The organism is Microlunatus aurantiacus (genome assembly GCF_039536605.1).
Taxonomy (GTDB): Bacteria; Actinomycetota; Actinomycetes; order Propionibacteriales; family Propionibacteriaceae; genus Microlunatus; species Microlunatus aurantiacus.
Genome location: NZ_BAAAYX010000014.1, coordinates 153,027 through 179,802 on the forward strand (window position 1 = coordinate 153,027; position 26,776 = coordinate 179,802).

Sequence of the window (26,776 nt, forward strand, 5' to 3'; positions counted from 1 at the left end):
GGTCGGTCGACGGCTCAGCCGCCGCTGCCCCCGGACGTCGACTCACCGATGTCCGGGCGGTAGCGGGCCGGCGGCTGCCACTGCTGCTGATCGATCTCCCCGCCCTGCCGTCCGCCGTACGGGCGTCCGTGGTCGGCGTACTCGGCGCGGAAGTAGACCATCCGCCAGCTGCCGATCTCGATCCGGGCACCGGTCCGCAGCTGGGTCGGCCGCAGCACCAAGGAGCCGTGCACCCGGATGGGCAAGCCGTCGGGCTGCGGTTCGATGACGTACTCGTCGCGGTCGTTGCGGCGGATCACCGCCTGCACGGGGGCCACCCCGGGCAGCCGGAGGTCGGCATCGGCCCGGTCGCCGACGGTGATCACGGGTCGCAGGTAGAAGACCTTCAACCGTGAGCCGGCGCTGTCCTCGGGCGGGAAGTACAGCCGAGGGAGTCCGCCGCCGGTGGGGTCGTGCGTGGTGGAGACGCGCTGCCGCCGGAGCACCGTCGGCGCCAGCGGGAGCATGGTCGTCGGCGGGGTGAACAACATGGCGGGCGGGGCGGTGATCGCCCCAGCCGTGCTCCCGCGCCGGGGGAGGGTGCGCAGCGCGGCGCGCAGGTCGTGCACCCGGACGTGCCGGGCCCGGATGAACGGTCGCTGCCACCACGGGGTCCGGACGCCGGCCCCCACACTCACCAGCCGCCCCCCCGGGCCCTCGACGACCACCTTCAGGCCCTGGCCCTGCAGGCCGTCGGCCACCGACCGGATCAGGTCCGGCGAGGGCCGCGCGTCGAGATCAGGGACCCGGTCGAGCCGAACGTGCAGCACGTCGTCGGACTCGGACCGGATGGAGATCCCGAGTCCGCCGCCGCCCTGCGGCACGCCCGGGTCGACGTCCAGCTGCAGGTCGGCCTGCACGCGCACGGTCGCTCCGGACGCACGGCGGGGCGCCATCTCAGGAGGCGTTGTCGCTGGTGGTGATGCGCAACGTGCCGTTGAGCTTCCAGGTGGCCCGGGGGGCGTCGGCACCGGTGTCGCGGGGGACCTCGATGGCCATGTCCACGAAGCTGTAGTTGATGGCCGCGTCCCGACCGGTCAGGTAGGCCCACATCTCGGCTCCCAGGTCGGTCCACGACACGGGGGTGTCGGGGCGGACCTCGACGGGGGAGTTGGTGGTGGTCTCGCTCATGGTGTGTCCTCTCGGCAGGCCGGGCTGTCACGAAGAGACGGCCCGCGTGTGTAGTGCTTCTCACCACCGTCCGCTCTGGATGCACACCCACCTCCGGTCCGTACGCCGGTCGCAGGAAGCGGCGCCCAGCAGGCTGACCTAGGGTGTCGGGGTGCCACCCGAGAAGACCTTCGAGGACCTGTACGCCGAGCTCAGCGCGAAGGTCGCCGCCGCCGATCCGGCCTCCTCGACGGTGAAGCGGGTCGAGGCCGGCGTGCACGAGATCGGCAAGAAGATCGTCGAGGAGGCGGCCGAGGTCTGGATGGCTGCCGAGTACCAGACGAAGGACGACGCGGCGATGGAGATCAGCCAGCTCCTCTACCACCTGCAGGTCATGATGCTGGCGCTGGAGCTGGAGCCCGCGGACGTGTACCGGCACCTTTGATCGGGCCGCTCGCGACGACGGTGCGCTGTCACCAGCTCCGTCGTCGCTCTTCGCGACGGCGGAAAAGCGTGCCTTTGCTCATCGTTCCTCCGCACGCCGGGCGCACCGTCTTCCCGCTCGCGGCCCTGTGTGATGGGGCCGCTCGCGACGACGGTGCGCTGTCACCGGCTCCGTCGTCGCTCTTCGCGACGGCGGAAAAGCGTGCCTTCGCTCATCGTTCCTCCGCACGCCGGGCGCACCGTCTTCCCGCTCGCGGCCCCTAGGATGGCCGCCGTGAGCTCGAACCCCTTGATCAGGATCGCGGTGCCCAACAAGGGCTCGCTGTCCGAGGCCGCGGCGCAGATGCTGCGTGAAGCGGGCTACGCCCAACGCAGCGACCCGAAGGAGCTGGTGCTCCTCGACGAGGCCAACGGGGTCGAGTTCTTCTACCTGCGCCCCCGCGACATCGCCGTGTACGTGGGGGAGGGCACCCTCGACGTCGGCATCACCGGGCGCGACATGCTGCTGGACTCCGGTGCCGACGCCGACGAGGTGATCCCGCTCGGCTTCGGTCGCAGCCGGTTCCGGTTCGCGGCTCCGGTCGGCAGTGAGCGCACCATCGCCGACCTGCACGAGAAGCGGCTGGCCACGTCGTACCCCGGTCTGGTCGGCGGCTACCTGGCCGAGCGAGGGGTGCACCCGCGGCTGATCACCCTGGACGGCGCGGTGGAGACCGCCATCCGCCTCGGGGTCGCGGATGCGATCGCCGACGTGGTGGAGACCGGAACCACCCTGCGGCAGGCGGGCCTCGAGCTGTTCGGCGACCCGATCCTGCACTCGGAGGCCGTGCTGATCCGGCGCCGGGGCGCCGACTCGACCGCCGGGCTCGATCTGCTGCAGCGGCGGCTGAACGGGGTCCTGGTCGCACGCAACTACGTGATGATGGACTACGACGTCAGCGACCAGTACGTCGACGCGGCCTGCGCGATCACCCCCGGGTTCGAGTCGCCGACCGTGGCTCCGCTGGCCAGGCAGGGGTGGCTGGCGGTGCGAGCCATGGTCCCCCGGGCCGAGGCGCAGAAGATCATGGACGACCTCTGGGCGATCGGCGCCCGCGCCATCCTGGTCACCGACATCGCGGCGTGCCGGATCTGATGGCGGCCCCGCACCAGCCGACCCCCGCCGCCGGCGACCAGCCGGTCAGCTACCGCTCCAACCGGCTGCGGTTCTTCGTGATGGTCGCCGCCCTGGGTCTGGTCGCCCTCAGCTTCGTGTTCTGGGTCGCGCTGCCTCCCAACCTCAAAGCCGAGTTCACGCTGTCCCAGGCGGTGACGCTGTTGCTCATCCTGGGCCTGTTCGTGTTCGCGCTGCTGATCGTGGGGAACGGCGTGGTCCGAGCCGACGCGGACGGGCTCTCCTTCCGCAACGGGCTGAGCCGGCACCGCTATCCGTGGTCGCGGGTGCACCAGGTGGTCATGCGCCCCGGCGACGCCTGGGCCCAGGTGCTCCTGATCCCCACCGATCGCGCGGTGGAGGTCGCCGCCGACCTCGACCACCGGATGCTGATGGGCATCCAGCGCGGTGACGGCACCTACGCGACAGCGGCGGTCGAGGATCTCAACCGACGACTGAAGGCCGCACGCCAGCACCCTCACGGCTGACCGCTGTGACGTCGCAGTTCTGCGTACGCCCAACCCGGGTGACGGGAGCCTGAACCGGGCGTACCGTCACCCTCATGGCCGCCGGCGGGCGCTCGCTCTCCCTGCAGTCGGCGTCGTGGCCGGCGCTCGCGCTGCAGCTGGCGGCCGCGCTGCTCGGGCTGCTGGCCACCGTCTGCTGGTTCTGGGCCAGCATCTCGCCGGTCCAGCTCGAGACGATCCGCGGCGCCGAGCACGACCTCCGCTGGTGGTCAGCCTCCGTCGCGGTGCTGGGAATCGGCGCCGTGGTGCTGATCTGGTTCGCCGCCACGGTTCGCGGACCGGTGGGACTGCTCGTGCTCGCCGTGCTGCTCCTCGCCCTGGGCGTCGCTTCCGTCGCCTTCCTCCGGCTCGTGGTGCCGACCGCCAACCCGATCCACCCGCTCGGTCTGGCCGTCCCGTACGCGGTCGCCGGGTTCGCCGCCGCCGGCACCGGCTGCCTGCTGGCCGCCGGGTCCATCGCCGTGGCCGCCCAGCCGGGATCCAGGGTGGCCAGGTGGACTCTGCGCCCGTGGACCGGGGTCGTCGCCGGGTCCTCGGCGGCGGTGCTGATCGTCGGGGCGGGACTGGTGATCGTCGATCGAAGCCGGGACTACCTCCTCGGGGCCAACGAGTACCGCACCGTCGGCGACGTCGACCGGGAGCCCGCCGAAGCACCGGTGACCGCCCTTGCCGGCGGCGACCACTGGGTGATCAACGTGCCCGGCCTGACCCTGATGCGACCGGCGCCCACCGACTTCGGCATCGGACTGGCCTCGGGTCAGGACGTGATCATGATCGATCGGGCGACCGGCGGCGTGCGCTGGCGCTACACCCGGTCGGACGAGCACGGTCCCGTCTCGGTGGCGAGCACCGGTGAGGGTCGCCAGGTGCTCGCCACGTGGAGCTCCGGGGCGGTCTACGTGCTGGACGCCCGAACCGGCGAACGCGTCGGCCACTGGTCAACGGCCGGCACCGGGTCCCACATCCTCGATCCCGCGCTGCCGGTGGTGGCTCGGACCGGACCGGACGACCGGACGACGATCGCGCGCGTGCGGGCCGACGGGCGCGACGTCTGGACGTACGCCCTCGAGCGCTGCCAGGGCGCTCGGGCGACCCTGTCCGGGACCGTCGTCATCGTGACGGCGGTGCCGCACTGCGCTGGTGCGTCCGAGCGCCTGGTGGCCCTCGACGCGGCGACGGGGAGCCGGCTCTGGGTGGCGAACCTCGCCGGGGACGTGCGTGCCGTGGTGCCCGCCACCGCGTTCGTGGTCGAGCCGCCCGGCGGTGGAGCGGCGACGGGGTCTCTGTCAGCCCTCTCGCTCGTCGACGGGGGCCTGCGCTGGTCCACCGCCCTGCCACGCCATGCCCGGGGTATGCCCTGTGTGGACCACCAGGTCCAGGCGTCAGCGCAGGTTGCCCTCGTCATCTGCACCTGGGACCTGACGGACTACCCGATGGGACTGGAGCAGTACGCGTCGACGATCTACACCTACGACGCGGTCTCCGGCCGGCCGCGGGGGAGCGTCACCTACGGGCCGGCGCCGGTCGTGTCGAGCGCGCTGCTGGCGAACGGCAGCGTCGTCGTCGCGCGAGCGGATCTCAGTGAGGGGTGGACGCTCGACGTGGTGAGCGCGTCGTCCCGGCGGGCGACCCTGCGAGTCGGGTCCTACTCGGGGGGCCACCTGGCGACGGTTCGCGGGTTGACGGTGTTCGACGACCAGATCTTCGTGGTCGACTCGGGCGCGGAGAGTCTTCGCAGTCCTCGTTGAGCCCGGGGACGCTGGGGGTCGGCGACGGGTGCTAGTTGATCCCGCGGTTCTTCAGGATCGCCTCGATCTCGGCCATCTCGGGGTCCACCTCCGGGGCGGGAGCCTTGCCCCTCGCATTCTTCGTGGCGGTGCTCTTCGTGGTGGCGTTCTTCGTGGCGGGGGGCTTGGCGGCGGGAGCCGTCGTCGTCGAACGACCGGTCCCGACCGCCGGCGCGGTCGAGCCCGTCACCGCGCCGCTGGACCGGGCCGCCGTACGCCGGCTGACCAGGCCGCCGACCACCCAGAGGACCACGCACACCCCCAGCAGGGAGATCCCGAACCACATGGTCGGCGTGAAGACGATCGAGGTCGCCCAACCCACCAGGGCCACCACGGCGTCCCAGACGAGCCGGAGCAGGCCGGTGAAGTAGAGCGCGATCGGAGCGAGCGCCAGGCCCACGCCCTGCAGCACCCGGCCGCGGCTCCCCCTCCGCCACGCGACACCGGCGACGATCACCCCGATCAGCGCGAGTCCGAGGCAGAGGGGGAGGAGGACGACGTCCGAGACTGGCATCCGTCCAATCTGCCACACGCGACCGCCGGCGGCGATGGGGACAACCACCCACTTCCCACCCGTTCACCCGGGGTCGAAGCCCGATCGAGGCGGCGTCCCGTAGCGGCCGGTAGCGGCGGCCTCTGGTCGGCAGCTGACCGGGGAGTCGTGGACGGTGGCAGCGCGCCATCGGCCACGGTCGGCCGGCCGCTGGTCGGCGCGGTCGGGTCGATCGCGAGATCGTGCCGAGCGGCTACGTTGTCGGCGTGCCGGACCATGACGCCACGACCCCCGACCCGACCGACGACCCGAGCCGGGCGAACGGGCACGCCCACGAGCGGGCCCTCGCCCCGTCGCCGTTCCCCGGCGACGACGGCGCACCGCACGGCCCCGTACGGGAGGCCCTGAGGAGATTCGCGTCGACGCACGAGCCCGACCACTACCTCGGCGCCGTAGCGGCCCTGTGCGGAGACCGGCTGCTGGTGCCGGTGGTGGCGACCGCGACCCGGGTCGGCACCACCGTCGGCGGTCTGGCCTCGGACAAGGAGGCCGAGATGGCCGTGGTCCTGCTGCAGCGGGCCGACGGCGGCAGGGCCGTCCTCGGGTTCACCGGTCTCGATGCCCTCCAGGCCTGGGACGCCCGGGCCCGGCCCGTGCCGGTGACGGTGGACAAGGTCGCCGAGACCGCGACCGCCGAGGGTGCGGTGGCGGTGCTCGTCGATGTGGCCGGACCCCATCCGCTGGTGCTGGAGGGCGAGGTGCTCGAGGCGCTGGCCCGCGGCCACCGGCTGGTGGACCTCGGCGACGGCTTCGGGTGGGCGATGCCCGGCGGCGAGCCGGGCGCCCCCACCTGATCCCCGTCTCCCGACCGCGGACGGGGGAACACCCGGACCGTCATCGGCGCTGAGCACGTGGTGCTGCCCGGCCGTCACCCCAGGTGCCGGCGCCGTCACTCGATGTGACCGCGCCGGGGTCGGGTGATAACCTGAGCATCGACCGATTCGGCATCCGTGCTGGATCCGCCAAGTGGAGACCTGATCTCCCACCCGCACGACATCTCGATGGTCGTCGGGTCGGTCCGTGGCTGCGGCCCCTCCGGGGTTGTCCGCGTCCACCTATCAGGGTCTCCGCCTGCGCGGGGACCCTTTCTGCGTCTCCGGCGGGGCGGCGTATCCGACCCGGACGCCACATCGTTCACCACCGGGGCTTCGATCACCGCGACAGCGGGGGTCGTCGCCGAGCACACACCACATGGAGGACCAATCAGCAGCACCGAACCGCGGATCAACGACCGCATTCGCGTCCCCGAAGTCCGTCTCGTCGGACCCGCCGGGGAGCAGGTGGGCATCGTCCGCATCGACGACGCCCTGCGCCTGGCGCGCGAGTCCGAGCTGGATCTCGTCGAGGTCGCACCCATGGCTCGGCCGCCGGTGGCCAAGCTCATGGACTACGGCAAGTTCAAGTACGAGAACGCGCAGAAGGCGCGCGAGAGCCGCCGTAACCAGACCAACACCGTGATCAAGGAGATGAAGCTCCGGCCCAAGATCGACAGCCACGACTACGAGACCAAGAAGGGTCACGTCGTGCGCTTTCTCAAGGCCGGGGACAAGGTCAAGATCACGATCATGTTCCGGGGCCGCGAGCAGTCGCGTCCGGAGCTGGGCTACAACCTGCTGCGCAAGCTGGCCGAGGACGTCACCGAGTTCGGCTTCGTCGAGTCCGCCCCCAAGCAGGACGGGCGCAACATGCTGATGGTGCTGGGACCGGTGAAGAAGAAGACCGAGGCCCGCGCCGACGTCCGGGCCGAGCGCGACCGGCGGGCCGCCGAGCGCGACGCCGCCGCCGAGGAGGAGCGGACGCAGCTCGCCGATCTGCGGGCCCAGCACGCCGCCGAGCCGACAGCGCCGCGGCGCCGCGGTCCGGCCGACAACCTGGATCCCGACACCGAGGTCTGAGGTCGCGGGACCATCGAGCACGACCCTGTACGACCCCGTAGGTGCCAACGTGCCCACGGGCCGAACGAATGAGGAATGGAGCGGCAGCCATGCCGAAGATGAAGACGCACTCCGGTGCCAAGAAGCGGTTCAAGGTGACGGGTTCGGGCAAGCTCATGCACCGCAAGGCGGGCAAGATGCACCTGAACGAGCACAAGCCGAGCACCCGTACCCGCCGGCTCGCCGGCGACAAGGTCCTCTCCAGCGGCGACGCGGCCAAGGCCCGCAAGCTGCTGGGCCTGTAGAGCGCCCCCACCCACCGCCATCACTGACATCAAGGAGTAATTCGCATGGCTCGCGTCAAGCGCTCGGTCAATGCCCACAAGAAGCGTCGTGAGGTCCTCGAGCAGGCCTCCGGCTACCGGGGCCAGCGCTCCCGGCTCTATCGCAAGGCGAAGGAGCAGCTGCTGCACTCCGGCGTCTACGCCTTCCGCGATCGTCGCGCCAAGAAGGGCGACTTCCGTCGGCTCTGGATCCAGCGGATCAACGCCGCGGTCCGGGCCGAGGGCATGACCTACAACCGCTTCATCTCCGGTCTGAAGGCCGCCGAGGTCGAGGTCGACCGCAAGATCCTCGCCGATCTCGCCGTCACCGATCCGGCTGCGTTCGTGGCTCTGGTCGAGGTCGCCAAGGCTCACCAGCCGGTCGCGGCCGCCGCCTGAGTGTCCTGACCGGACACGACTCGGGCGCGTACGTCTCGCGCCCCGAGCTCAGCTTCGACGAGCCGATCGCTCCACCTCCCGCCTCGGCGGGGGTGCTGCGGTCGGCTCGTCGGCTGCTCCGCCGCAAGGACCGGCTCGAGACCGGGGAGTTCCTGGCCGAGGGTCGCCAAGCGGTCTCCGAGGCGCTGTCCGCCGGTGACACCGTCCGACGGTTGCTGGTCTCCACGACCGCCGTCGACACCCACCAGGACCTGCTGAACCTCGCCGTACGGGCGGGTGCCCCGGTTGCCTCGGTGCCGGATCGGGCGTTCGGTGAGCTCACCGACACGGTCAGCACGCAGGGGATCCTGGCCGTCTGCCGGGCGGTGGACGTGCCCGTGGCAGAGGCGTTGGGTCCCGACGCTCGGTTGGTCGTGTTCTGCGACCAGGTCCGTGACCCCGGCAACCTGGGCACCGTGATCCGCTGCGCCGACGCGTTCGGCGCTGATGCGGTGCTCATCTCGCCGGATGCGGTCGACCTGTACAACCCCAAGACGGTTCGGGCCAGCACCGGCAGCATCTTCCACCTGCCGATCGCGGTCGGGGTCGAGCTGACTGAGGCGGCGGCAGCGGCCCGAGCCGCCGGGTTGGCCGTGCTCGGGGCCGACGGTGCCGCCGACTGCTCCGTCGACGACCTGGCCACCAGCGGGGAGCTGGCGGCGCCCATGATGTGGGTCCTCGGCAACGAGGCTTGGGGTCTGACCGCCGACCACGCAGCACTGCTGGACCGCTCGGTGGCGCTGCCGCTCTACGGTCGGGCCGAGAGCCTCAACCTGTCCACCGCTGCCGCCGTCCTGCTCTACGCCAGCGCGACCGCCCAGCGCGCCGCGGCCAGGGACTGACAGCGCGCCGCAGCCAGCGACTCACGGCGCGCCCCACCGACCGCGTTCCCCGACACTCGGCGTCCGTCCGACCCGGCGTCGACCGGTGGTGCTGCCGCGATAAGCGGCGGCCGGGGCGGCTCGTTCCTCCTAGACTGTGCCGGGCGCCGGGCCAGTCGACGGCGCCGATGGTCCTCTCCCCGTACCGAAGCAGGAGTCATGTCCGGCCCGAACTCGAGCTACGACCCCGTCCAGGTCACCCCGTTGGACGCCGACCACGTCGAGGCGGCTGTCGCCGAGGCGCTGGCGGCGTTCGCGGCGGCGACCTCGCTGGCCGAGCTCAAGGCGGCGCGACTGGCCCACGCCGGGGACCGGTCGCCGATCGCCCTGGCCAACCGGGAGATCGGCGCCCTGCCGCCCCAGGCCCGCAAGGACGCCGGCCGGCGGATCGGTCAGGCCCGCGGTCGGATCACCCAGGCTCTCGCCGCGCGCGAGGTCGAGATCGCCGAGGTCGAGCTGGCCCAGCGGCTGGTCGACGAGCGGGTCGACGTGACCCTGCCGGTCGAGCTCGCCCCGACCGGGGCGATCCACCCGATCACCGCCTTGATGGACCAGATGATCGACGTGTTCGTCGCCATGGGCTGGGAGGTGGCCGAAGGCCCCGAGCTGGAAGCCGAGTGGCTCAACTTCGACGCGCTCAACTTCGTGCCCGATCACCCGGCGCGGACCATGCAGGACACCCTGTTCGTCGGCGAGCCGGACGCGGGCGTGGTGCTGCGGACCCACACGTCGCCGGTCCAGGCCCGGGCGCTGCTGACCCGCGACCTGCCCGTCTACGTGGTGTGCCCGGGCAAGGTCTACCGCGCGGACGAGTACGACGCGACGCACCTGCCGGTCTTCCACCAGATCGAGGGTCTGGTGGTGGACAAGGGCATCACCCTGGCCGACCTGCGGGGGACGTTGGACCACTTCGCCCGGGCCATGTTCGGCGACACCCGCACCCGGATGCGCCCCAACTACTTCCCCTTCACCGAGCCGTCGGCCGAGGTGGACCTGCAGTGCTTCGTCTGCCACGGCGACTCGGTCGGCCATCCCGAGCGCCCCTGCCGGACCTGCCGGAGCGAGGGCTGGATCGAGTGGGGTGGCTGCGGCGTGGTGAACCCGCGGGTGCTGGAGGCGTGCGGGGTGGACTCCGACGTGTACTCCGGCTTCGCCTTCGGGATGGGCGTGGACCGCACCCTGATGTTCCGAAACGACGCCGAGGACATGCGCGACATGATCGAGGGAGACGTGCGCTACAGCCGTTCACTGCTGGGACTCGCCCGATGAGGGCGCCGTTGAGCTGGCTGCGGGACTACGCCTCGCTCGCCGAGAGCCTCGACGGGCGCAGCCTGGCAGAGGCCCTGATCCGGGCCGGTCTGGAGGTCGAGACGGTCGAGCAGGCCGGCGCCGACGTCACCGGTCCGCTGGTCATCGGCCGGGTGCTGTCGTACGTCGACGAGCCGCAGAAGAACGGCAAGGTCATCCGCTGGTGCCGGGTCGACGTGGGCGCCGAGCACAACGACCCCGCGGGTTCCGACGACTCAGGGGCCGACGTGCCGGCCTCACGAGGCATCGTCTGCGGCGCGCACAACTTCGCGGTCGGCGACCTGGTCGTCGTGTCGTTGCCCGGCGCGGTGCTGCCCGGGGGCTTCGCGATCGCGGCCCGGAAGACGTACGGGCACGTGTCCGACGGGATGATCTGCTCGGCCCGCGAGCTCGGGCTGGGCGACGACCACGACGGGATCATGGTCCTGCCGCCGACCGCGGCCGGCGACGACCTGGCTCCCGGCGACGACGCCGCCCCGGTGCTGCAGCTGCGCGAGGAGGTGCTGGACATCGCGGTCACTCCCGACCGCGGCTACTGCCTGTCGTTGCGGGGCCTGGCTCGCGAGGCCGCCCAGGCCGAGGGTGTGGCCTTCCGCGACCCCGTCGCGCTCGGGACCCCGGCGCCCACCGACGGCGGCTTCCCGGTGCGGACCGAGTCCGACGCCTGCCCGTTGTTCGTCGCGGTCTCGGTCACCGGAGTCGATCCGTCGCGACCGAGTCCGCGCTGGCTGGCCCGACGGGTCCAGCTGGCCGGGATGCGCTCCATCTCGCTGGTCGTCGACATCACCAACTACGTGATGCTGGAGACGGGGCAGCCCATCCACGCCTACGACGCCGAGCGGCTGGACGGGCCGATCGTGGTCCGGAAGGCGACCGCCGGGGAGACGCTGACCACTCTCGACGACCAGACGCGCGGTCTGCACGTGGACGACCTGGTCATCTCCGACGGTTCCGGCCCGATCGGGTTGGCCGGGGTGATGGGCGGAGCGAGCACCGAGATCGGGGCGGGCACCACGGCCGTGGTGATCGAGGCCGCCCACTTCGCCGCGATGACGGTGGCCCGCACGTCCCGCCGGCACAAGCTGAGCTCGGAGGCCAGTCGACGCTTCGAGCGCGGTGTGGACCCGGCCGCGGCGTACGCGGCCGCCCACCGGGTGGCGGACCTGCTCGTCGAGCTGGCCGGGGGGACGCTGGTCGAGGGCGAGACCGTCGTCGGAGCCGTCCCGGTCCCCGTCCCCACCACCATCGAGGCCGACCTGCCGGGTCGGATCCTGGGCACCACCGTCGACCCCGGCACCGTGGTCTCGCTGCTCGAGGCGGTCGGGGCCACGGTGGCCGTCGCCGGCTCGACGCTGTCGGTGACCCCGCCGACCTGGCGGCCCGACCTGACCGACCCGTACGACTACGTCGAGGAGGTCGGCCGACTCGTCAGCTACGACACCATCACCCCGACGGTGCCCCGGGCGCCGGTCGGACGAGGTCTGACCGCCGCCCAGCGTGGCCGTCGGGCGGTGATCGCCGCCGTCGTGGCCGCCGGTTTCGTCGAGGTGCTGAGCTTCCCGTTCGCGTCGGTGGAGGACCTGGACCGGTTGGGCGTGTCGGCCGACGACCCTCGACGGCGCCTCAACCGGATCGCCAACCCACTGGCCGAGACGTCGCCCTACCTCCGCACCACGTTGTTGCCGGGTCTGTTCGGAGCGGTCGCCCGCAACCGCAGCCGCGGCAACGACGACCTGGCGATCGTGGAGACGGGGTCGGTGTTCTACGCCGCCGACCCGCCGAGCTCCGCGCCGCGACCGGCGGTGACCGGCCGACCGACCGCCGAGGAGCTGGCCGCCATGGACGCCGCTCTCGGCGAGCAGCCACGGCACCTCGCGGCCGTCCTGACCGGGTCCTGGCGGACCTCGGACTGGCGGGGCGGGGCGCAGCCGGCCGGTTGGCAGCAGGCGCTGGCGGTGACCGAGGTCGCGGCCCGGGCGCTGGGGGTCAGCCTGGTCCGCCGGGCCGTGGATCACGCCCCGTGGCACCCCGGCCGGTGTGCGGAGATCAGCACCTCCGACGGTGTGCCGCTGGGTCACGCCGGTGAGCTGCATCCGCAGGTGATCGCGGCCTACGGACTGCCGGAGCGGACCGCGGCGGTGGAGATCGACCTGTCGGCGCTGCTCGCTGCGGCGCCCCCGCGCGGGAGCGTCGCCCCGATCTCCGGCTACCCGGTGGCCAAGGAGGACGTGGCGCTGATCGTGGCCGTCGACGTGCCGGCCGCCACGGTCGAGTCGGCGTTGCGCCGAGGGGCGGGTCCGTTGTTGGAGGCGGTGGAGCTGTTCGACGTGTACACCGGACCTCAGGTGGGGGAGGGGCGCAAGTCGCTGGCCTTCGCCCTGCGGTTCCGGGCTCCCGACCGGACGCTCACCGACGCCGAGAGCGGCGCGGCGCGTGATGCCGCCGTGGCGGTGGCCGTGCAGGAGGTCGGGGCCGAGCCCCGGGTGCTGTAGGCAGCCGTGCTGCGGCGCCCACGCGTGCGAGGCAGTCGCGCGAACAACGCTCACGAGTTCACGGGCCGACGCGCCAGCAGCGGCCGGACGCTGTCCCGGGGGGTCGCCGTCGGTGACTCCCGGGCGGTGTCCGGCGCCATCCGGTGCCGGGCGGGTGATCGTCGGTGGCTGCCGGGTGGCGTCAGGTCGTCGATCCGGTCGACCGGGACGCCGGCGGTGGCTCCCGGGCACCGGAGCGGGCCGTGTGCCGCTGCCGGGTCAGCGGCGGCCGACGGCGAAGTACGCCAGCGGGCCGACGAAGTTGATCAAGGTGACGGCTCGCCAGAGGGCCTTCGGACCGTTGACCTCCGCGTCGCTGCGACGCGTCAGGTCGATCTGGGCCGCCACCAGCAACCCGAGCTGGACCACGCCGAGCAGCCCCACGCCGGCCTGCTGAGTGCCGGTGAGGTCCTTCCAGTTCTTCTCCATCCCCTCATCCTCCTCCGGTCGGTGCGTCGCCCGACCGGGGGACGCCGGGGAGGCCAGGGGTGGGCGCCGCGTCATCGGTCCGCCGCTGCGGCGTCAGCGACCCGCCGTACGCCGGGAGGTGGATCGGTGCGTCACCGGGCCACATCTGGTGGGCCAGGCGACTAAGCCCGACCGTGCCGTGCTCCCGCACGTCCCGCACCCGGTCGGGGTCGATCGGCACGAACGTGACAGCTGGTGCGGCGCCCGTGCACTCGGCGATCACCCGGCCGTCGGGGTCGACGTAGACGCTGCCTCCGGCCCCGACCGGACCGGCGGCGTTGACGCTCAGGAAGTAGAGCTGGTTGACGATGGCGTTCGCCTGCGCCAGCACGATCTCCTGCGCCCGGTCGTCGCCGACCGTCTTGACCAGGTTGAGGACGATGTCGGCACCCAGCCAGCTCAGCTGGCGGGTCGACTCGGGGAACCAGCTGTCGAAGCAGATCGACAGCCCGAAGCGCCCGATCTCGGGCACGTCGAAGGTGACCCAGTCCGCTCCCGGTGTCCAGGACTCGAACGGGCGCCAGGGGAACACCTTCCGGTAGGACGCCACCAGCCGTCCGTCCGGAGCGAGGACGACGGCGGTGTTGAAGATCGCGTCTCCGGCCCGCTCCGGCAGGGACCCCGGAACCAGCCAGATCCGGTGGGCGGCGGCGATCTCGGCGAGGGCGGCGACCCGTGGACCGTCGAGGGGCTCGGCCGCGTCCGCCAGCCAGCCGTTGGCATCCGGCGCCAGGTCCGCACCACCGAACAGGTGGATCTCGGGATAGACGACCATGGACACGTCGGGTCGTCCCGCACAGAGCTGCGCGACCTCGGTTCTCAGGGCGGCGACAGGGTCGGTGCTGGTCGACGGGGGTGCTTGGACGAGGGCGACGATCCACGGACGTGACACGCGATCAGTATCGTCGGCCGGGCCCGGGTCGACCCGGAGGAGGCCGGGTCCGTGGACCCTGCCAGCTTGCATAACATTGCTGCCAATGGCATATTCATGCAGGTGTCCAGGACAGTAGCGGTGGCGGGCGCCACCGGGTACGCCGGCGGGGAGCTGCTTCGGCTCCTGCTCGCGCACCCGGAGGTGCAGATCGGAGCGGTGACGGCGAACGCGAGTGCCGGCCGCCGCCTGGGTGACTCCCAGCCCCACCTGGTGCCGCTGGCCGAGCGGATCGTGCAGCCGACCACGGCCGAGACGCTGGGCGGGCACGACGTGGTGTTCCTGGCGCTGCCGCACGGGGCGTCCGCGGAGATCGCCGACCAGCTGGGCGACGACACGCTCGTGATCGACTGCGGGGCTGATTTCCGGCTCGTCGACCCGGGTGCCTGGGAGCAGTTCTACGGGAGCCCGCACGCGGGCACGTGGCCGTACGGTCTGCCCGAGCTGCCCGGGCAGCGGGGAAAGCTGAGTGGGGCCCGGCGGATCGCCGTCCCGGGTTGCTATCCGACGACCGCCACGCTGGCCCTGTTGCCCGCCGTCGCCGGAGGTCTGACCACCGCGGAGGACGTGGTCGTGGTCGCGGCCAGCGGACCGTCGGGAGCCGGCCGGTCCCTGAAGCAGCACCTGCTGGGTTCGGAGCTGATCGGCTCGGCCAGCGCGTACGGCGTCGGTGGTGGCCACCGCCACACGCCGGAGATCATCCAGAACCTGTCCCGCTGCGGGGCTCCCGCCCCGACCGTGTCCTTCACGCCCGTGCTGGTGCCGATGTCGCGGGGCATCCTCGCCACCTGCACGGCGCCGCTGACCGACCGCTCGACGAGCACCGAGCAGGCGTACGCGGTCTATGCCGAGGCCTACGCCGACGAGCCGTTCGTCCACCTGCTGCCGCCGGGCCAGTGGCCGCAGACGCAGTCGACCCTCGGGGCCAACACCGTGCACGTGCAGGTGGCGGTCGACGCCGCCGCGGGCCGGCTCGTCGCGGTGGCCGCTCTCGACAACCTGACCAAGGGCACCGCCGGCGGCGCCGTCCAGTGCCTGAACCTCGCGCTCGGCCTGCCGGAGACGCTCGGTCTGCCGCTCGTGGGACTGGCTCCATGACCGTGTCCGATGGTCGCGCTCCGCGCTCCGCGGTACTGAGCTCCGCGGTGTCTCGCTCGTTCGTCGCGATTCCGTACGACGAAGAGCGTGTCGCCCGGAATCGCTCCTGCACTCCCGAGAGGCTCCGCACATGACCGTGCTCGATGGTCGCGCTCCGCGCTCCGCGGTCCTGAGCTCCGCGGTGTCTCGCTCGTTCGTCGCGATTCCGTACGACGAAGAGCGTGTCGCCCGGAATCGCTCCTGCACTCCCGAGAGGCTCCGCACATGACCGGCACGACCGGCTGGCAGCTCACCCGGCATGCCGTCGAGGTCGGGCTGGCCCAGCTGCGGCCGCACGACTCCGTGCCGCGCTGGGCCCTGGACGAGAACCACGAGACGCCGTTCTGGAGCGTCAGTCGCACCGAGGACGAGCTGTCGATCATCTGCGCCTACCAGGCCCTGCCGGGCACCGTGACCGCCGTCGGGCCCTTTGCCGCGTTCAGCATCGACGGACCGCTCGACCACTCCCTGATCGGCGTGCTGGCCGGGCTGACCGCGCCGTTGGCGGACGCCGGCATCTCGATCCTGGCCCAGTCCACCTTCGACACCGACTGGATCCTGGTGCCGGTGGCGCAAGCCGGTCACGCCATCGAGGTCTGGGAGGCCGCCGGCCACACCGTCGAGACCGAGGAGCTGGAGCAGTGAGCGTCACGTCGCCGCGGGGATTCACCGCTGCCGGGGTCACCGCGGGGCTGAAACCCAGCGGCACGCCCGACCTCGCCCTGGTGCTCAACACCGGTCCGCACCGCGCCGCTGCGGGGGTGTTCACCAGCAACCGGGTCCAGGCGGCCCCGGTGGTCTGGTCCCGCCAGGTGCTGACCGACCGGTCCCTGCAGGCGGTGATCCTGAACTCCGGTGGGGCCAACGCGTGCACCGGCCCCGACGGCTTCGCCGACACGCACCACACCGCCGAGCAGGTGGCCGCCGCCCTGCAGTCCGCGGGCCACGACACCGGCGCGATCGACGTCGCTGTCTGCTCCACCGGGTTGATCGGCGTTCGGCTGCCGATGGACAAGATCACGGCCGCGATCCCCGGCCTGGTGGACGGTCTGGCGGTCGAGGGTGGCGCCGCCGCCGCTCGCGCGATCATGACCACCGACACGGTGGTCAAGCAGGCGACGGTGGTCCGCGACGGGTGGTCCGTCGGCGGGATGGCCAAGGGAGCGGCCATGCTGGCGCCCGGGCTGGCCACCATGCTCGTGGTGATCACCACCGACGCGGTGGTCGATCCGGCGGGTCTGCACGACCAGCTCCTGGCGGCCACCGCTGTCAGCTTCGACCGGGTCGACAGCGACGGCTGCATGTCCACCAACGACACCGTGCTGGTGCTGAGCAGCGGAGCCTCCGGCGTCACCCCCGAGCCTGCCGCGCTGACGACGGCGCTGACCGAGGTGTGCACCGACCTCGCCCTGCAGCTGGTGGCCGACGCCGAAGGCTCCAGCCACACCATCACGATCGACGTGGTCAACGCAGCGTCCGTGGTCGACGCGGTGGAGGTCGGCAAGAGCATCGCCCGCAACAACCTGTTCAAGTGCGCGGTGTTCGGCAACGACCCCAACTGGGGTCGGGTGCTGTCCGCGGTCGGCACCACGACGGCCGCGTTCGAACCCGACCGGCTGGACGTGTCCTTCAACGGGGTGCAGGTCTGTCGGTCCGGTGGAATCGGCGAGCCCCGGGAGCTGGTCGACCTCACCGGTCGTGAGGTGTCCGTGGTCGTCGACCTGCACGCCGGAGACCGGCAGGCCCGCGTCTGGACGACGGACCTGACCTACGACTACGTCCGCGAGAACGCCGAGTACTCGACGTGAGCCGCGGAGCAGCAGCGACGCCCGAGGCGCTCGGCGAGGTGGGTCCATGATCACCAGAACTGCACAGGCCCTCTCCCTGGTGGAGAAGGCGTCCATCCTCACCGAGGCTCTGCCGTGGCTCGAGACGTACGCGGGCAAGATCGTCGTGATCAAGTACGGCGGCAACGCCATGATCGACGAGGACCTGAAGCGCGCCTTCGCCCAGGACATCATCTTCATGAAGCGCTGCGGCGTCCACCCGGTGGTGGTGCACGGCGGCGGCCCGCAGATCTCGCAGATGCTGAAGCGACTGGGGATCACCTCGGAGTTCCGGGGTGGGCTGCGGGTGACCAGCCCGGAGGCCATGGAGGTCGTCCGGATGGTGTTGGTCGGGCAGGTCGGCCGGGACCTGGTGGGACTGATCAACCGCCACAGCACGCTGGCGGTCGGGATGTCCGGCGAGGACGGCGGGCTGTTCGTGGCCGAGCGACGGGGCGCCGTCGTCGACGGTGAGGAGGTCGATCTCGGCCTGGTCGGCGATGTGGTGGCCGTCAACACCGAGGCGATCGAGGGACTGATCGGGGCCGGCCGCGTGCCGGTGGTGGCGAGCATCGCGCCATCGCTGAACGGCGACGTGCACAACGTCAACGCCGACACCGCGGCGGCCGCCCTGGCTGTCGCCCTGGGGGCCGAGCGCCTGGTCGTGCTCACCGACGTCGAGGGACTGTACGCGGACTGGCCGCGGAGCGACTCGGTGATCAAGGAGCTGTCCGCCTCCGAGCTGCGCGAGCTGATGCCGACGCTCGAGTCAGGCATGCTGCCGAAGATGGAGGCCTGTCTGCGGGCGGTGGAGGGCGGTCTGACCCGGGCGACCGTCACCGATGGTCGCGTTCCGCACGCCCTGCTGCTGGAGATCTTCACCAACGCGGGCATCGGCACCATGGTCACCCAGGACGGCCTGATCCGGCTGGGCAGCCGGGTGTTCTCCGCTGCCGACGGCATCCCGCCGCACGAGATCGCCAACGGCGAGTTCGGTCAGCTCCCGGTCCAGCCCCCACCGACCCCCGAGAACCAGGCCGAAGCGAACAAGGCCCCCGAGAAGCAGGCCGACGAGAAGCAGGCCGACGAGAAGCAGGCCGACGAGAAGCAGACCGACGAGGAGACATCGTGACCACGGAGGCCGTGGCCATCACCCGGGAGCTGTCGGGTCCGCCGACCGGCGGTTCCGCGGCGGTGCTGGAGCACTACCAGCGGAGCGTGATGAACACGTTCGGCCCGCCCAAGCGGGTCTTCGTACGAGGTGAAGGTCCCTACGTCTGGGACGCCGACGGGCGCAAGCACCTCGATCTGCTGTCCGGCCTCGCGGTCACCGCGTTGGGTCACGCTCATCCGACGGTGCTGTCGGCCATCACCGGTCAGATCGCCACCCTGGGTCACGTGTCGAACTTCTTCGCCACGCCTGCGCAGGTCGCGTTGGCCGAGCGCCTCACCGCCATGGTCGCGGATCCGGGTGAGGCGCGGGTCTTCTTCACCAACTCCGGCACCGAGGCCAACGAGGCCGCCTTCAAGATCACCCGGGCCACCGGGCGGACCAAGATCATCTCCACCGAGGGCGCCTTCCACGGCCGGTCCCTGGGTGCGCTGGCCATCACCCACAACCCGAAGTACCGCGACCCGTTCGCCCCGCTGCCCGGCGAGGTGGAGTTCGTCCCGTACGGCGACGCCGATGCGCTGGCCGCAGCCGTGGACGCCGAGACCGCGGCCGTGGTGCTGGAGCCGATCCAAGGTGAGAACGGTGTCGTGGTCCCGCCGGCGGGCTACCTCGCCCGGGCCCGGCAGATCTGCGACCAGCACGGGGCCCTGCTCTGGATGGACGAGGTGCAGACCGGCATGGGCCGCACCGGCAGCTGGCTGGTCCACGTCGACGAGGGCGTCCGCGCCGATGTGGTCACCCTGGCCAAGGGTCTGGGCAACGGCTTCCCGATCGGGGCCTGCCTGGCCGTGGGTCGGGCCGCGCAGCTGCTCGGCCCGGGCAGTCACGGCAGCACCTTCGGCGGCAACCCGGTGGCGGCGATCGCCGGCCTGGCCGTCATCGCGGTGATCGAGCGGGACGGGCTGCTGGACCGGGCGACCGAGCTCGGCGAGCACCTGGTCGGTGCCGTCACCGCGCTCGGGCACCCGATGATCACCGGAGTCCGGGGCCGGGGCCTGCTGCGTGGGGTGACGCTCGCGGCACCGGTGGCCGCGCAGGTCGCCGACGCCGCGCTGGACGCCGGCTTCATCATCAACGCCCCCCGGCCGGACGTGCTGCGGCTGGCCCCGCCGTTGATCATCACCACCGAGCAGCTGGACGGCTTCGTCGCTCGGCTCCCCGAGCTGGTGGACGGCGCGACGAAAGCGACCCGAGGATGAGGCACTTCCTGGCGGACGACGACTTCAGCCCGGCGGAGCAGGACACCGTGCTGGCGCTGGCGGCCCGGCTGAAGAAGGATCCGTACAGCCACCAGCCGTACGCCGGTCCCCGTTCGGTGGCGGTCCTGTTCGACAAGCCGACCCTGCGCACGCAGAGCTCGTTCGCCGCCGGGATCGCCGAGCTGGGCGGCTATCCGATGATCGTCGACGGTCGTCTGGCCGGGATCGGTGATCGCGAGTCGGTGGCCGACACGGCCCGGGTGCTCGGTCGGCAGGCGGCGGCGATCGTGTGGCGCACCTTCGCCCAGTCCGCGCTGACCGAGATGGCGGACAACTCCGGTGTGCCGACGGTGAACGCCTTGACCGACAGCTACCACCCGTGTCAGATCCTGGCCGACCTGCTCACGGTGCGGGAGCGGTTCGGTCGGCTGGCCGGGCTGCGCTTCGCCTACGTCGGCGACGGGGCGAACAACATGGCCCACTCCTACCTGCTCGGTGGGGCGACAGCCGGTCTGCACGTGCGGATCGGCGCTCCCGACGGTTTCCAGCCCGATCCGGCCGTCGTCGAGCGGGCGGCCGCGATCGCGGCACGGACCGGCGGCAGCGTGGCGGTCACCTCGTCGGCCCACGACGCGGTGGCCGGCTGCGAGGTGGTGGCCACCGACACCTGGGTGTCGATGGGTCAGCAGAGCACTGGTCGCGAGGCGGTCTTCGTGCCGTACGCCGTCACCGCTGACCTGGTTGCGCGGGCCGGCCGCGACGCGATCGTGCTGCACTGCCTACCGGCGTACCGGGGCAAGGAGATCGCCGCCGACGTGATCGACGGGCCGCGATCAGCGGTCTGGGACGAGGCGGAGAACCGGCGCCACGTCCAGAAGGCGGTGCTGGTGTTCCTCGACGCCGCCGCCCGGGGTGAGGTGGTCACCGGCGTCGACGCACGCCAGGGCGACGGCTCCCAGAAACAGGGGTGATGACGATGACCGCGGCCGAGCGCGCCCCGCTGGACAAGACCGTCCCGACGGCCAAGAACGGGCCGATCACCAAGACCGCCCGGCAGGCCCGCATCATCGCGATCCTCGAGCAGCACCCCGTCCGCTCACAGTCCGAGCTGGCGGAGCTGCTGATCACCGAGCAGGTGCAGGTCACCCAGGGCACCCTGTCGCGCGACCTGGTCGAGATCGGAGCGCTGCGGGTGCGGGGCCAGGACGGGCACCTCGTGTACGCGGTGCCCGCCGACGGCGGTGACCGGACGCCCCAGGTGGGGGAGTTCGCCACCTTCGAGAGCCGTCTCACCCGCCTCTGCAGCGAGGTGCTGGTGTCGGCCGAGGCGTCCGCCAACCTGGTGGTGCTGCGGACGCCACCGGGCGCGGCCCAGTACTTCGCCTCCGCCATCGACCGGGTCGCCTGGGACAGCATCCTGGGCACGATCGCCGGCGATGACACGATCCTGCTGATCACCCGTGACCCGGCCGGAGGCGACGCCATCGCCGACCGCTTCCTGCAGATGAGCCGCGGCAGCCGGCGCACCGACGCCTGACCAGCTGCCAACCGGCCCGGCTCCTGCGCCGCTCTCCACACCCCTAGTGTGGTTCGGCGCACGAGCGCGGTACAGAACCCACCCACAGCAAGGACGAGGACCGTGACGGAGACCACGCTGCCCGACGGCGAGCACGAGGGACGGCTGTGGGGTGGCCGGTTCGCGGGTGGACCGGCCGACGCCATGTTCGCCCTCAGCCAGTCGACCCAGTTCGACTGGCGGCTGGCCCGCTTCGACCTCGCCGGATCCCGCGCCCACGCCCGGGCGCTGCACCGGGCCGGGCTGCTGACCGAGGACGAGCTGACCGGCATGCTCGCGGGTCTCGACCGGTTGGAAGCCGATGTCGTCTCGGGCGCGTTCGGGCCCGCGCCGACAGACGAGGACGTGCACGGAGCCCTCGAGCGCGGACTGGTCGAGCGGGTCGGGGCTGAGCTCGGCGGTCGGCTGCGCGCCGGTCGGTCCCGCAACGACCAGATCGCCACGCTGATCCGGCTCTACCTGCGCCGGGCGGTCCGTGACGTGGCGGCGGAGGTGCAGATGGTCGTCGCGGCTCTCCACGAGCAGGCGAGGACGCACCTCGGGGTGCCCATGCCCGGCCGGACCCATCTGCAGCACGCTCAGCCGGTGCTGCTCAGCCACCACCTGCTGGCGCACGCCTGGGCGCTGCTCCGGGACACGGATCGGTTGCGCGACCTGGATCGACGGCTCGCCGTGAGCCCGTACGGTTCCGCGGCCCTGGCCGGCACCTCGCTCGGTCTGGACCCGACCTACGTGGCCCGGCTGCTGGGCTTCGACTCAGCGGTGGCCAACTCGATCGACGGCACAGCCGCACGGGATCTGGTGGCCGAGGCCTGCTTCGTGCTCGCCCAGATCGGCGTCGACCTGTCCCGCATCGGTGAGGAGGTGATCCTCTGGTCGACCCACGAGTTCGGATTCGTCCGGTTGGCCGACGCCTGGTCCACCGGGTCGTCGATCATGCCGCAGAAGAAGAACCCGGACGTGGCGGAGCTGGCGCGGGGCAAGGCCGGTCGGCTGATCGGCAACCTCACGGGTCTGCTCGCCACCCTGAAGGGCCTGCCGCTGGCGTACAACCGGGATCTCCAGGAGGACAAGGAGCCGGTGTTCGACTCCGTCGACCAGCTGCTCGTCCTCACGCCGGCAGTAGCCGGGTTGGTCGCCACGCTCACCTTCGACACCGAGCGGCTGGCGAGCCTGGCACCGCGGGGCTTCTCCCTGGCCACCGACGTGGCCGACTGGCTGGTCCGGCAGCGGGTGCCGTTCGCCGAGGCCCACCACATCGCGGGCGCCGCGGTGCAGTTCTGCGAGCAGCGGGGGCTGGAGCTGTCGGACCTGACCCCCGAGCAGCTGGGGGAGGTCTCGCCACGCCTGGGACCTGCGGTGCTCGAGGTGCTCTCGGTCGCCGGATCGATCGACAGCCGGGACGGCCGGGGCGGGACCGCGACCCCACGCGTGGGGGAGCAGCTGGCCGAGGTGCTCGACGAGATCGACGACCTGAGCGCGTGGCTGTCGATGCCGGTGGGGCCGGCAGCGGACCTCCCGGCCGGGGGCGGCTCCGGATCCTGACAGGGCCCGCAATCCGGTGGGTGTCGGACGAGACGGCCAGTAGGGTCGTCCGGGAACCCACACGATCACAAGGACGGCAGGACAGCGTGAGCGCAGTCTTCGACGAGCTGACATGGCGAGGCCTGGTGGCGAACTCCACCGACGGGGCCGCGTTGGCCCAACATCTCGAGGCGGGCCCCGTCACCTTCTACGTCGGGTTCGACCCCACGGCTCCCAGCCTGCACATGGGGAACCTGGTCCAGTTGATGGTCGCCCGTGCCCTCCAGCGGGCAGGGCATCGACCACTGCTGCTGGTCGGCGGTTCGACCGGGCTGATCGGTGATCCCAAGGCGGCCGGCGAGCGGGTGCTGAACAGCAAGGAGACGGTCGCCGGGTGGGTGGGCACCATCCAGCGCCAGGTGGAACGGTTCCTCGACTTCGACGGGCCGAGCGCCGCGCGCCTGGTCAACAACCTCGACTGGACCTCGGGGATGTCGGTGCTGGACTTCCTGCGTGACATCGGCAAGCACTTCCCGGTCAACCGGATGCTGGCACGCGAGGTGGTCAAGGCGCGGTTGGAGGAGGGAATCTCCTACACCGAGTTCTCCTACGTCCTGCTGCAGTCCATGGACTACCTCCAGCTGCACCGCACCTACGGCTGCACGTTGCAGTTCGGTGGCAGCGACCAGTGGGGCAACATCACCGCCGGAGTCGAGCTGCTGCGACGCTCCGACGGCCAGCACGTGCATGCGTTGGCCACCCCGCTCCTGACCAAGGCCGACGGAACCAAGTTCGGCAAGACGGAGTCCGGCACGGTGTGGCTCGATCCGGCCATGACCTCGCCCTATGCGTTCCACCAGTTCTTCCTGCACGCCGAGGACACGAAGGTGATCGAGTACCTCAAGGTGTTCAGCGAGCGGTCGCGCGCCGACATCGACGAGCTGGAGCACCAGGTCGTCGAGGCCCCGCACCTGCGGGCCGCGCAACGGGCCCTGGCCGATGACATCACTGCGCTGGTCCACTCTCCCGCCGAGCGCGATGCCGCGGTCGCGGCGGCGGCCGCGCTCTTCGGACGCTCGGACCTCGATCAGCTTCCCGAGTCGACGCTGGCCAGCGTGGTGGCTGAGCTCGCTGCCCCGGTGCTCCCGGTCGGCGGGGAGCTGCCCGGAGTGGTGGAGGTGCTGGAAGCGAGCGGTGTGGTGCCGAGTCGCTCTGCGGCCCGGCGCTCGATCGCCGAGGGCGGCGCCTACCTGAACAACAACCGGGTGGTCGACCCCGACGCACGGCTGGTTCAGGGGGACCTGCTCCATGGGCGCTTCGTCATCACTCGGCGGGGCAAGCGGACTGTGGGCGCAGTGTCGTTCGAGCGCGGATGAGTCGTGACCACGGTCACACCGGCCCCGGTTTGACTCTTCTGACAACCGCGCGTAACGTTCTCTGAGCCTTGAGGGGTGCGGGACGCGGCAAGGGAAAGACTCCTGGCAGCGGCCGAGACCGAGGGGCAAACCAACCACACCAAGTAAGCCTTGGTCCTGCGCGCTCTGAGACACGACGACAGGAAAACGAGGCCGGGCACGGCGTGCGCGGGCCGGGACTGAATCGGGAGCTTGACACCGAGACTGAGCCTGGTAAGGTAGGGCAGGTTGCCTCGAAGCGAAGTTCCAAGGAATTGGAATCAGTTTCAGCGGTAATCAGAGTGCGAAAGCGGATTTGACTCCGGTGAAGCGCTCAAATAAAGTCAGGCGGGTTGTGAGAATCAAGATCCGGGTCACCGGAAATGGTTCAAAACAATTCACCAGGTCCGAAACCGGGATTTGACTCGGCAGAAAGACTGGAATAAAGTAAGTCGGGTTGTGAGAATCAGTCTCGGGTCACCGAGAATGGTTCAAAACAACTCACAAGGTCTGGAACCGGGATTTGACTCCGGTGAGAGACTAGAATAAAGTAAGACGAGTTGCCCCAAGCGAGAGTCTGCAAGACGAACGCGCGGTGTGCACCCGAAACTTGAGAACTCAACAGCGTGCTTAAAAGTCAATGCCAAATAATGCACTAACCCCGTGCTCAGGCATCAACGACTGCGATCCTGCCGGCGCCTCACGGTGCCGGGTGGTGACAGTTGGTCTGGGTTCGGTTTTCCTTTGATTGATTGATACAGACCCAGCTTGGGTCTGCGTCAGCGATCGAACTAGTTGAGACGGTTAACCGGCTGTTCGCAGCCGATACCAATAGATTTCAACGGAGAGTTTGATCCTGGCTCAGGACGAACGCTGGCGGCGTGCTTAACACATGCAAGTCGAACGGTGACGAGCAGCTTGCTGCTCTGATCAGTGGCGAACGGGTGAGTAACACGTGAGCAACCTACCCTTGACTCCGGGATAACAGCTGGAAACAGCTGCTAATACCGGATACGACCTCGACCGACATCTGTTGAGGTGGAAAGTTCTGGCGGTCAAGGATGGGCTCGCGGCCTATCAGCTAGTTGGTGAGGTAACGGCTCACCAAGGCTTCGACGGGTAGCCGGCCTGAGAGGGCGACCGGCCACACTGGGACTGAGATACGGCCCAGACTCCTACGGGAGGCAGCAGTGGGGAATATTGCACAATGGGCGAAAGCCTGATGCAGCAACGCCGCGTGCGGGATGACGGCCTTCGGGTTGTAAACCGCTTTCAGCTCCGACGAAGCGCAAGTGACGGTAGGAGCAGAAGAAGGACCGGCCAACTACGTGCCAGCAGCCGCGGTGATACGTAGGGTCCGAGCGTTGTCCGGAATTATTGGGCGTAAAGGGCTTGTAGGCGGTTTGTCGCGTCGGAAGTGAAAACTCAGGGCTTAACCCTGAGCCTGCTTCCGATACGGGCAAACTAGAGGAATGCAGGGGAGAATGGAATTCCTGGTGGAGCGGTGGAATGCGCAGATATCAGGAGGAACACCAGTGGCGAAGGCGGTTCTCTGGGCATTTCCGGACGCTGAGAAGCGAAAGCGTGGGGAGCAAACAGGCTTAGATACCCTGGTAGTCCACGCCGTAAACGGTGGGCACTAGGTGTGGGACTCATTCCACGAGTTCCGTGCCGTAGCTAACGCATTAAGTGCCCCGCCTGGGGAGTACGGCCGCAAGGCTAAAACTCAAAGGAATTGACGGGGGCCCGCACAAGCGGCGGAGCATGCGGATTAATTCGATGCAACGCGAAGAACCTTACCTAGGTTTGACATATACCGGAAAGCTGCAGAGATGTAGCCCCCGCAAGGTCGGTATACAGGTGGTGCATGGCTGTCGTCAGCTCGTGTCGTGAGATGTTGGGTTAAGTCCCGCAACGAGCGCAACCCTCGTCCTATGTTGCCAGCGGATAATGCCGGGGACTCATAGGAGACTGCCGGGGTCAACTCGGAGGAAGGTGGGGATGACGTCAAGTCATCATGCCCCTTAAGTCTAGGGCTTCACGCATGCTACAATGGCTGGTACAAAGGGCTGCAATACCGCAAGGTGGAGCGAATCCCAAAAAGCCAGTCTCAGTTCGGATTGGGGTCTGCAACTCGACCCCATGAAGTCGGAGTCGCTAGTAATCGCAGATCAGCAACGCTGCGGTGAATACGTTCCCGGGCCTTGTACACACCGCCCGTCAAGTCATGAAAGTCGGTAACACCCGAAGCCGGTGGCCCAACTCGCAAGAGAGGGAGCCGTCGAAGGTGGGACTGGCGATTAGGACTAAGTCGTAACAAGGTAGCCGTACCGGAAGGTGCGGCTGGATCACCTCCTTTCTAAGGAGCAGCAACGACAGGTTCGCCTGTCCAGCTCGGTTTGTCAGGCACACGTCCTGGCGCTGAGTAGCTCTGGAATGTGGAACATTGACCATTAAGCCGTAGACCTGCCGATCTCGTCAGTACAACCCGCAAGGGAGTGGAAACTCGAGAACGGTGGAGATGCGGCCCAAGCACGCTGTTGGGTCCTGAAGCTTCGGTGGCAACACTGGGGTCTTCA

Annotated in this window: 25 protein-coding genes and 1 rRNA gene; 21 read left to right on the plus strand and 5 right to left on the minus strand. The window is 70.3% G+C overall.

What is annotated here, in order from left to right:
• Nucleotides 1-14 precede the first annotated feature (14 nt).
• Nucleotides 15-905, minus strand: a complete 891-nt coding sequence (locus ABD714_RS17535) for an FHA domain-containing protein (RefSeq protein ID WP_344813733.1) — start codon at nt 903-905, stop codon at nt 15-17.
• A gap of 31 nt (nt 906-936) precedes the next feature.
• On the minus strand, nt 937-1,170 hold the full coding sequence (locus ABD714_RS17540; RefSeq protein ID WP_344813734.1) for a hypothetical protein: 234 nt from the start codon (nt 1,168-1,170) through the stop codon (nt 937-939).
• Between the two features lie 151 nt (nt 1,171-1,321).
• Here ABD714_RS17540 and ABD714_RS17545 point away from each other — a divergent pair, with 151 nt between their 5' ends.
• From ABD714_RS17545 to ABD714_RS17560, 4 genes are all read left to right on the plus strand, one after another.
• Nucleotides 1,322-1,594, plus strand: coding sequence for a phosphoribosyl-ATP diphosphatase (locus tag ABD714_RS17545; RefSeq protein WP_344813735.1), 273 nt, complete (start codon nt 1,322-1,324; stop codon nt 1,592-1,594).
• A 264-nt stretch (nt 1,595-1,858) separates the two neighbouring features.
• Complete coding sequence (hisG, locus tag ABD714_RS17550) at nt 1,859-2,728, plus strand: ATP phosphoribosyltransferase (protein ID WP_344813736.1); 870 nt, start codon at nt 1,859-1,861, stop codon at nt 2,726-2,728.
• Entirely contained in the window at nt 2,716-3,234 is a 519-nt protein-coding gene (locus ABD714_RS17555) for a PH domain-containing protein (protein ID WP_344813737.1), read from the plus strand. The genes hisG and ABD714_RS17555 overlap by 13 nt, the downstream gene beginning before the upstream one ends.
• 74 nt (nt 3,235-3,308) lie before the next feature.
• Nucleotides 3,309-5,021, plus strand: coding sequence for an outer membrane protein assembly factor BamB family protein (locus ABD714_RS17560; protein ID WP_344813738.1), 1,713 nt, complete (start codon nt 3,309-3,311; stop codon nt 5,019-5,021).
• 31 nt (nt 5,022-5,052) lie between these two features.
• Here ABD714_RS17560 and ABD714_RS17565 read toward each other — a convergent pair whose 3' ends face one another.
• The gene (locus ABD714_RS17565; protein WP_344813739.1) at nt 5,053-5,574 is read right to left on the minus strand and encodes a hypothetical protein; all 522 of its coding nucleotides are present in this window, start codon (nt 5,572-5,574) and stop codon (nt 5,053-5,055) included.
• A 245-nt stretch (nt 5,575-5,819) separates the two neighbouring features.
• On the opposite strand from ABD714_RS17565, the gene ABD714_RS17570 reads away from it, so the two are divergent.
• The 7 genes from ABD714_RS17570 to pheT all read left to right on the plus strand — a co-directional run bounded on the left by ABD714_RS17570 (nt 5,820) and on the right by pheT (nt 12,929).
• Nucleotides 5,820-6,407 (plus strand): SseB family protein, encoded by a 588-nt coding sequence (locus tag ABD714_RS17570; RefSeq protein ID WP_344813740.1) that lies wholly within the window; start codon nt 5,820-5,822, stop codon nt 6,405-6,407.
• Between the two features lie 429 nt (nt 6,408-6,836).
• Nucleotides 6,837-7,508, plus strand: coding sequence for a translation initiation factor IF-3 (gene infC, locus ABD714_RS17575; RefSeq protein ID WP_425562415.1), 672 nt, complete (start codon nt 6,837-6,839; stop codon nt 7,506-7,508).
• A gap of 89 nt (nt 7,509-7,597) precedes the next feature.
• On the plus strand, nt 7,598-7,792 hold the full coding sequence (gene rpmI, locus ABD714_RS17580; protein WP_344813741.1) for a 50S ribosomal protein L35: 195 nt from the start codon (nt 7,598-7,600) through the stop codon (nt 7,790-7,792).
• A 45-nt stretch (nt 7,793-7,837) separates the two neighbouring features.
• Entirely contained in the window at nt 7,838-8,209 is a 372-nt protein-coding gene (gene rplT / locus ABD714_RS17585) for a 50S ribosomal protein L20 (protein WP_344813742.1), read from the plus strand.
• A gap of 92 nt (nt 8,210-8,301) precedes the next feature.
• On the plus strand, nt 8,302-9,090 hold the full coding sequence (locus ABD714_RS17590) for a TrmH family RNA methyltransferase (RefSeq protein ID WP_344813743.1): 789 nt from the start codon (nt 8,302-8,304) through the stop codon (nt 9,088-9,090).
• 198 nt (nt 9,091-9,288) lie between these two features.
• Nucleotides 9,289-10,398, plus strand: coding sequence for a phenylalanine--tRNA ligase subunit alpha (gene pheS, locus ABD714_RS17595; protein ID WP_344813744.1), 1,110 nt, complete (start codon nt 9,289-9,291; stop codon nt 10,396-10,398).
• Nucleotides 10,395-12,929, plus strand: coding sequence for a phenylalanine--tRNA ligase subunit beta (pheT, locus tag ABD714_RS17600; protein WP_344813745.1), 2,535 nt, complete (start codon nt 10,395-10,397; stop codon nt 12,927-12,929). The genes pheS and pheT overlap by 4 nt, the downstream gene beginning before the upstream one ends.
• A 258-nt stretch (nt 12,930-13,187) precedes the next feature.
• On the opposite strand, the gene ABD714_RS17605 is transcribed toward pheT, so the two are convergent.
• Nucleotides 13,188-13,397 (minus strand): PLDc N-terminal domain-containing protein, encoded by a 210-nt coding sequence (locus ABD714_RS17605; protein ID WP_344813746.1) that lies wholly within the window; start codon nt 13,395-13,397, stop codon nt 13,188-13,190.
• Nucleotides 13,398-13,401: 4 nt separating this feature from the next.
• Nucleotides 13,402-14,328, minus strand: a complete 927-nt coding sequence (locus tag ABD714_RS17610) for a carbon-nitrogen hydrolase family protein (protein ID WP_344813747.1) — start codon at nt 14,326-14,328, stop codon at nt 13,402-13,404.
• A 96-nt stretch (nt 14,329-14,424) separates the two neighbouring features.
• Between ABD714_RS17610 and argC the strand changes: the two genes are divergently transcribed.
• The 10 genes from argC to ABD714_RS17660 all read left to right on the plus strand — a co-directional run bounded on the left by argC (nt 14,425) and on the right by ABD714_RS17660 (nt 26,556).
• A complete protein-coding gene (gene argC, locus ABD714_RS17615; protein WP_344813748.1) occupies nt 14,425-15,465 on the plus strand; it encodes an N-acetyl-gamma-glutamyl-phosphate reductase in 1,041 nt (346 codons plus the stop codon).
• Nucleotides 15,466-15,729: 264 nt separating this feature from the next.
• Nucleotides 15,730-16,149, plus strand: a complete 420-nt coding sequence (locus ABD714_RS17620) for an ACT domain-containing protein (RefSeq protein ID WP_344813749.1) — start codon at nt 15,730-15,732, stop codon at nt 16,147-16,149.
• Complete coding sequence (gene argJ / locus ABD714_RS17625; protein WP_344813750.1) at nt 16,146-17,312, plus strand: bifunctional glutamate N-acetyltransferase/amino-acid acetyltransferase ArgJ; 1,167 nt, start codon at nt 16,146-16,148, stop codon at nt 17,310-17,312. Before ABD714_RS17620 ends, argJ begins: the two co-directional genes overlap by 4 nt.
• Before the next feature lie 46 nt (nt 17,313-17,358).
• Nucleotides 17,359-18,462 carry an acetylglutamate kinase gene (argB, locus tag ABD714_RS17630; protein WP_344813751.1) on the plus strand — a complete coding sequence of 368 codons (1,104 nt, stop codon included), beginning with the start codon at nt 17,359-17,361 and terminating at the stop codon, nt 18,460-18,462.
• 89 nt (nt 18,463-18,551) lie between these two features.
• A complete protein-coding gene (locus ABD714_RS17635; RefSeq protein ID WP_425562416.1) occupies nt 18,552-19,703 on the plus strand; it encodes an acetylornithine transaminase in 1,152 nt (383 codons plus the stop codon).
• Complete coding sequence (argF, locus tag ABD714_RS17640) at nt 19,700-20,674, plus strand: ornithine carbamoyltransferase (RefSeq protein WP_344813753.1); 975 nt, start codon at nt 19,700-19,702, stop codon at nt 20,672-20,674. The genes ABD714_RS17635 and argF overlap by 4 nt, the downstream gene beginning before the upstream one ends.
• 5 nt (nt 20,675-20,679) lie before the next feature.
• On the plus strand, nt 20,680-21,240 hold the full coding sequence (locus ABD714_RS17645) for an arginine repressor (protein ID WP_344813831.1): 561 nt from the start codon (nt 20,680-20,682) through the stop codon (nt 21,238-21,240).
• Between the two features lie 102 nt (nt 21,241-21,342).
• On the plus strand, nt 21,343-22,824 hold the full coding sequence (argH, locus tag ABD714_RS17650; RefSeq protein ID WP_344813754.1) for an argininosuccinate lyase: 1,482 nt from the start codon (nt 21,343-21,345) through the stop codon (nt 22,822-22,824).
• A gap of 86 nt (nt 22,825-22,910) precedes the next feature.
• Complete coding sequence (gene tyrS, locus ABD714_RS17655; RefSeq protein WP_344813755.1) at nt 22,911-24,179, plus strand: tyrosine--tRNA ligase; 1,269 nt, start codon at nt 22,911-22,913, stop codon at nt 24,177-24,179.
• 856 nt (nt 24,180-25,035) lie between these two features.
• Nucleotides 25,036-26,556: ribosomal RNA gene (locus tag ABD714_RS17660) — 16S ribosomal RNA — on the plus strand.
• Nucleotides 26,557-26,776 lie beyond the last annotated feature (220 nt).

Excerpts from the sequence above, each read along its gene's own strand:
- ABD714_RS17635 (WP_425562416.1), top strand. The coding sequence starts at position 18,552 with ATGAACACGTTCGGCCCGCCCAAGCGGGTCTTCGTACGAGGTGAAGGT.
- ABD714_RS17540 (WP_344813734.1), bottom strand. The coding sequence starts at position 1,170 with ATGAGCGAGACCACCACCAACTCCCCCGTCGAGGTCCGCCCCGACACC.
- ABD714_RS17565 (WP_344813739.1), bottom strand. The coding sequence starts at position 5,574 with ATGCCAGTCTCGGACGTCGTCCTCCTCCCCCTCTGCCTCGGACTCGCG.
- rpmI (WP_344813741.1), top strand. The coding sequence starts at position 7,598 with ATGCCGAAGATGAAGACGCACTCCGGTGCCAAGAAGCGGTTCAAGGTG.
- ABD714_RS17560 (WP_344813738.1), top strand. The coding sequence starts at position 3,309 with ATGGCCGCCGGCGGGCGCTCGCTCTCCCTGCAGTCGGCGTCGTGGCCG.
- argF (WP_344813753.1), top strand. The coding sequence starts at position 19,700 with ATGAGGCACTTCCTGGCGGACGACGACTTCAGCCCGGCGGAGCAGGAC.
- argC (WP_344813748.1), top strand. The coding sequence starts at position 14,425 with ATGCAGGTGTCCAGGACAGTAGCGGTGGCGGGCGCCACCGGGTACGCC.
- pheS (WP_344813744.1), top strand. The coding sequence starts at position 9,289 with ATGTCCGGCCCGAACTCGAGCTACGACCCCGTCCAGGTCACCCCGTTG.
- ABD714_RS17605 (WP_344813746.1), bottom strand. The coding sequence starts at position 13,397 with ATGGAGAAGAACTGGAAGGACCTCACCGGCACTCAGCAGGCCGGCGTG.
- hisG (WP_344813736.1), top strand. The coding sequence starts at position 1,859 with ATGGCCGCCGTGAGCTCGAACCCCTTGATCAGGATCGCGGTGCCCAAC.
- argB (WP_344813751.1), top strand. The coding sequence starts at position 17,359 with ATGATCACCAGAACTGCACAGGCCCTCTCCCTGGTGGAGAAGGCGTCC.
- ABD714_RS17645 (WP_344813831.1), top strand. The coding sequence starts at position 20,680 with ATGACCGCGGCCGAGCGCGCCCCGCTGGACAAGACCGTCCCGACGGCC.
- rplT (WP_344813742.1), top strand. The coding sequence starts at position 7,838 with ATGGCTCGCGTCAAGCGCTCGGTCAATGCCCACAAGAAGCGTCGTGAG.
- ABD714_RS17620 (WP_344813749.1), top strand. The coding sequence starts at position 15,730 with ATGACCGGCACGACCGGCTGGCAGCTCACCCGGCATGCCGTCGAGGTC.
- pheT (WP_344813745.1), top strand. The coding sequence starts at position 10,395 with ATGAGGGCGCCGTTGAGCTGGCTGCGGGACTACGCCTCGCTCGCCGAG.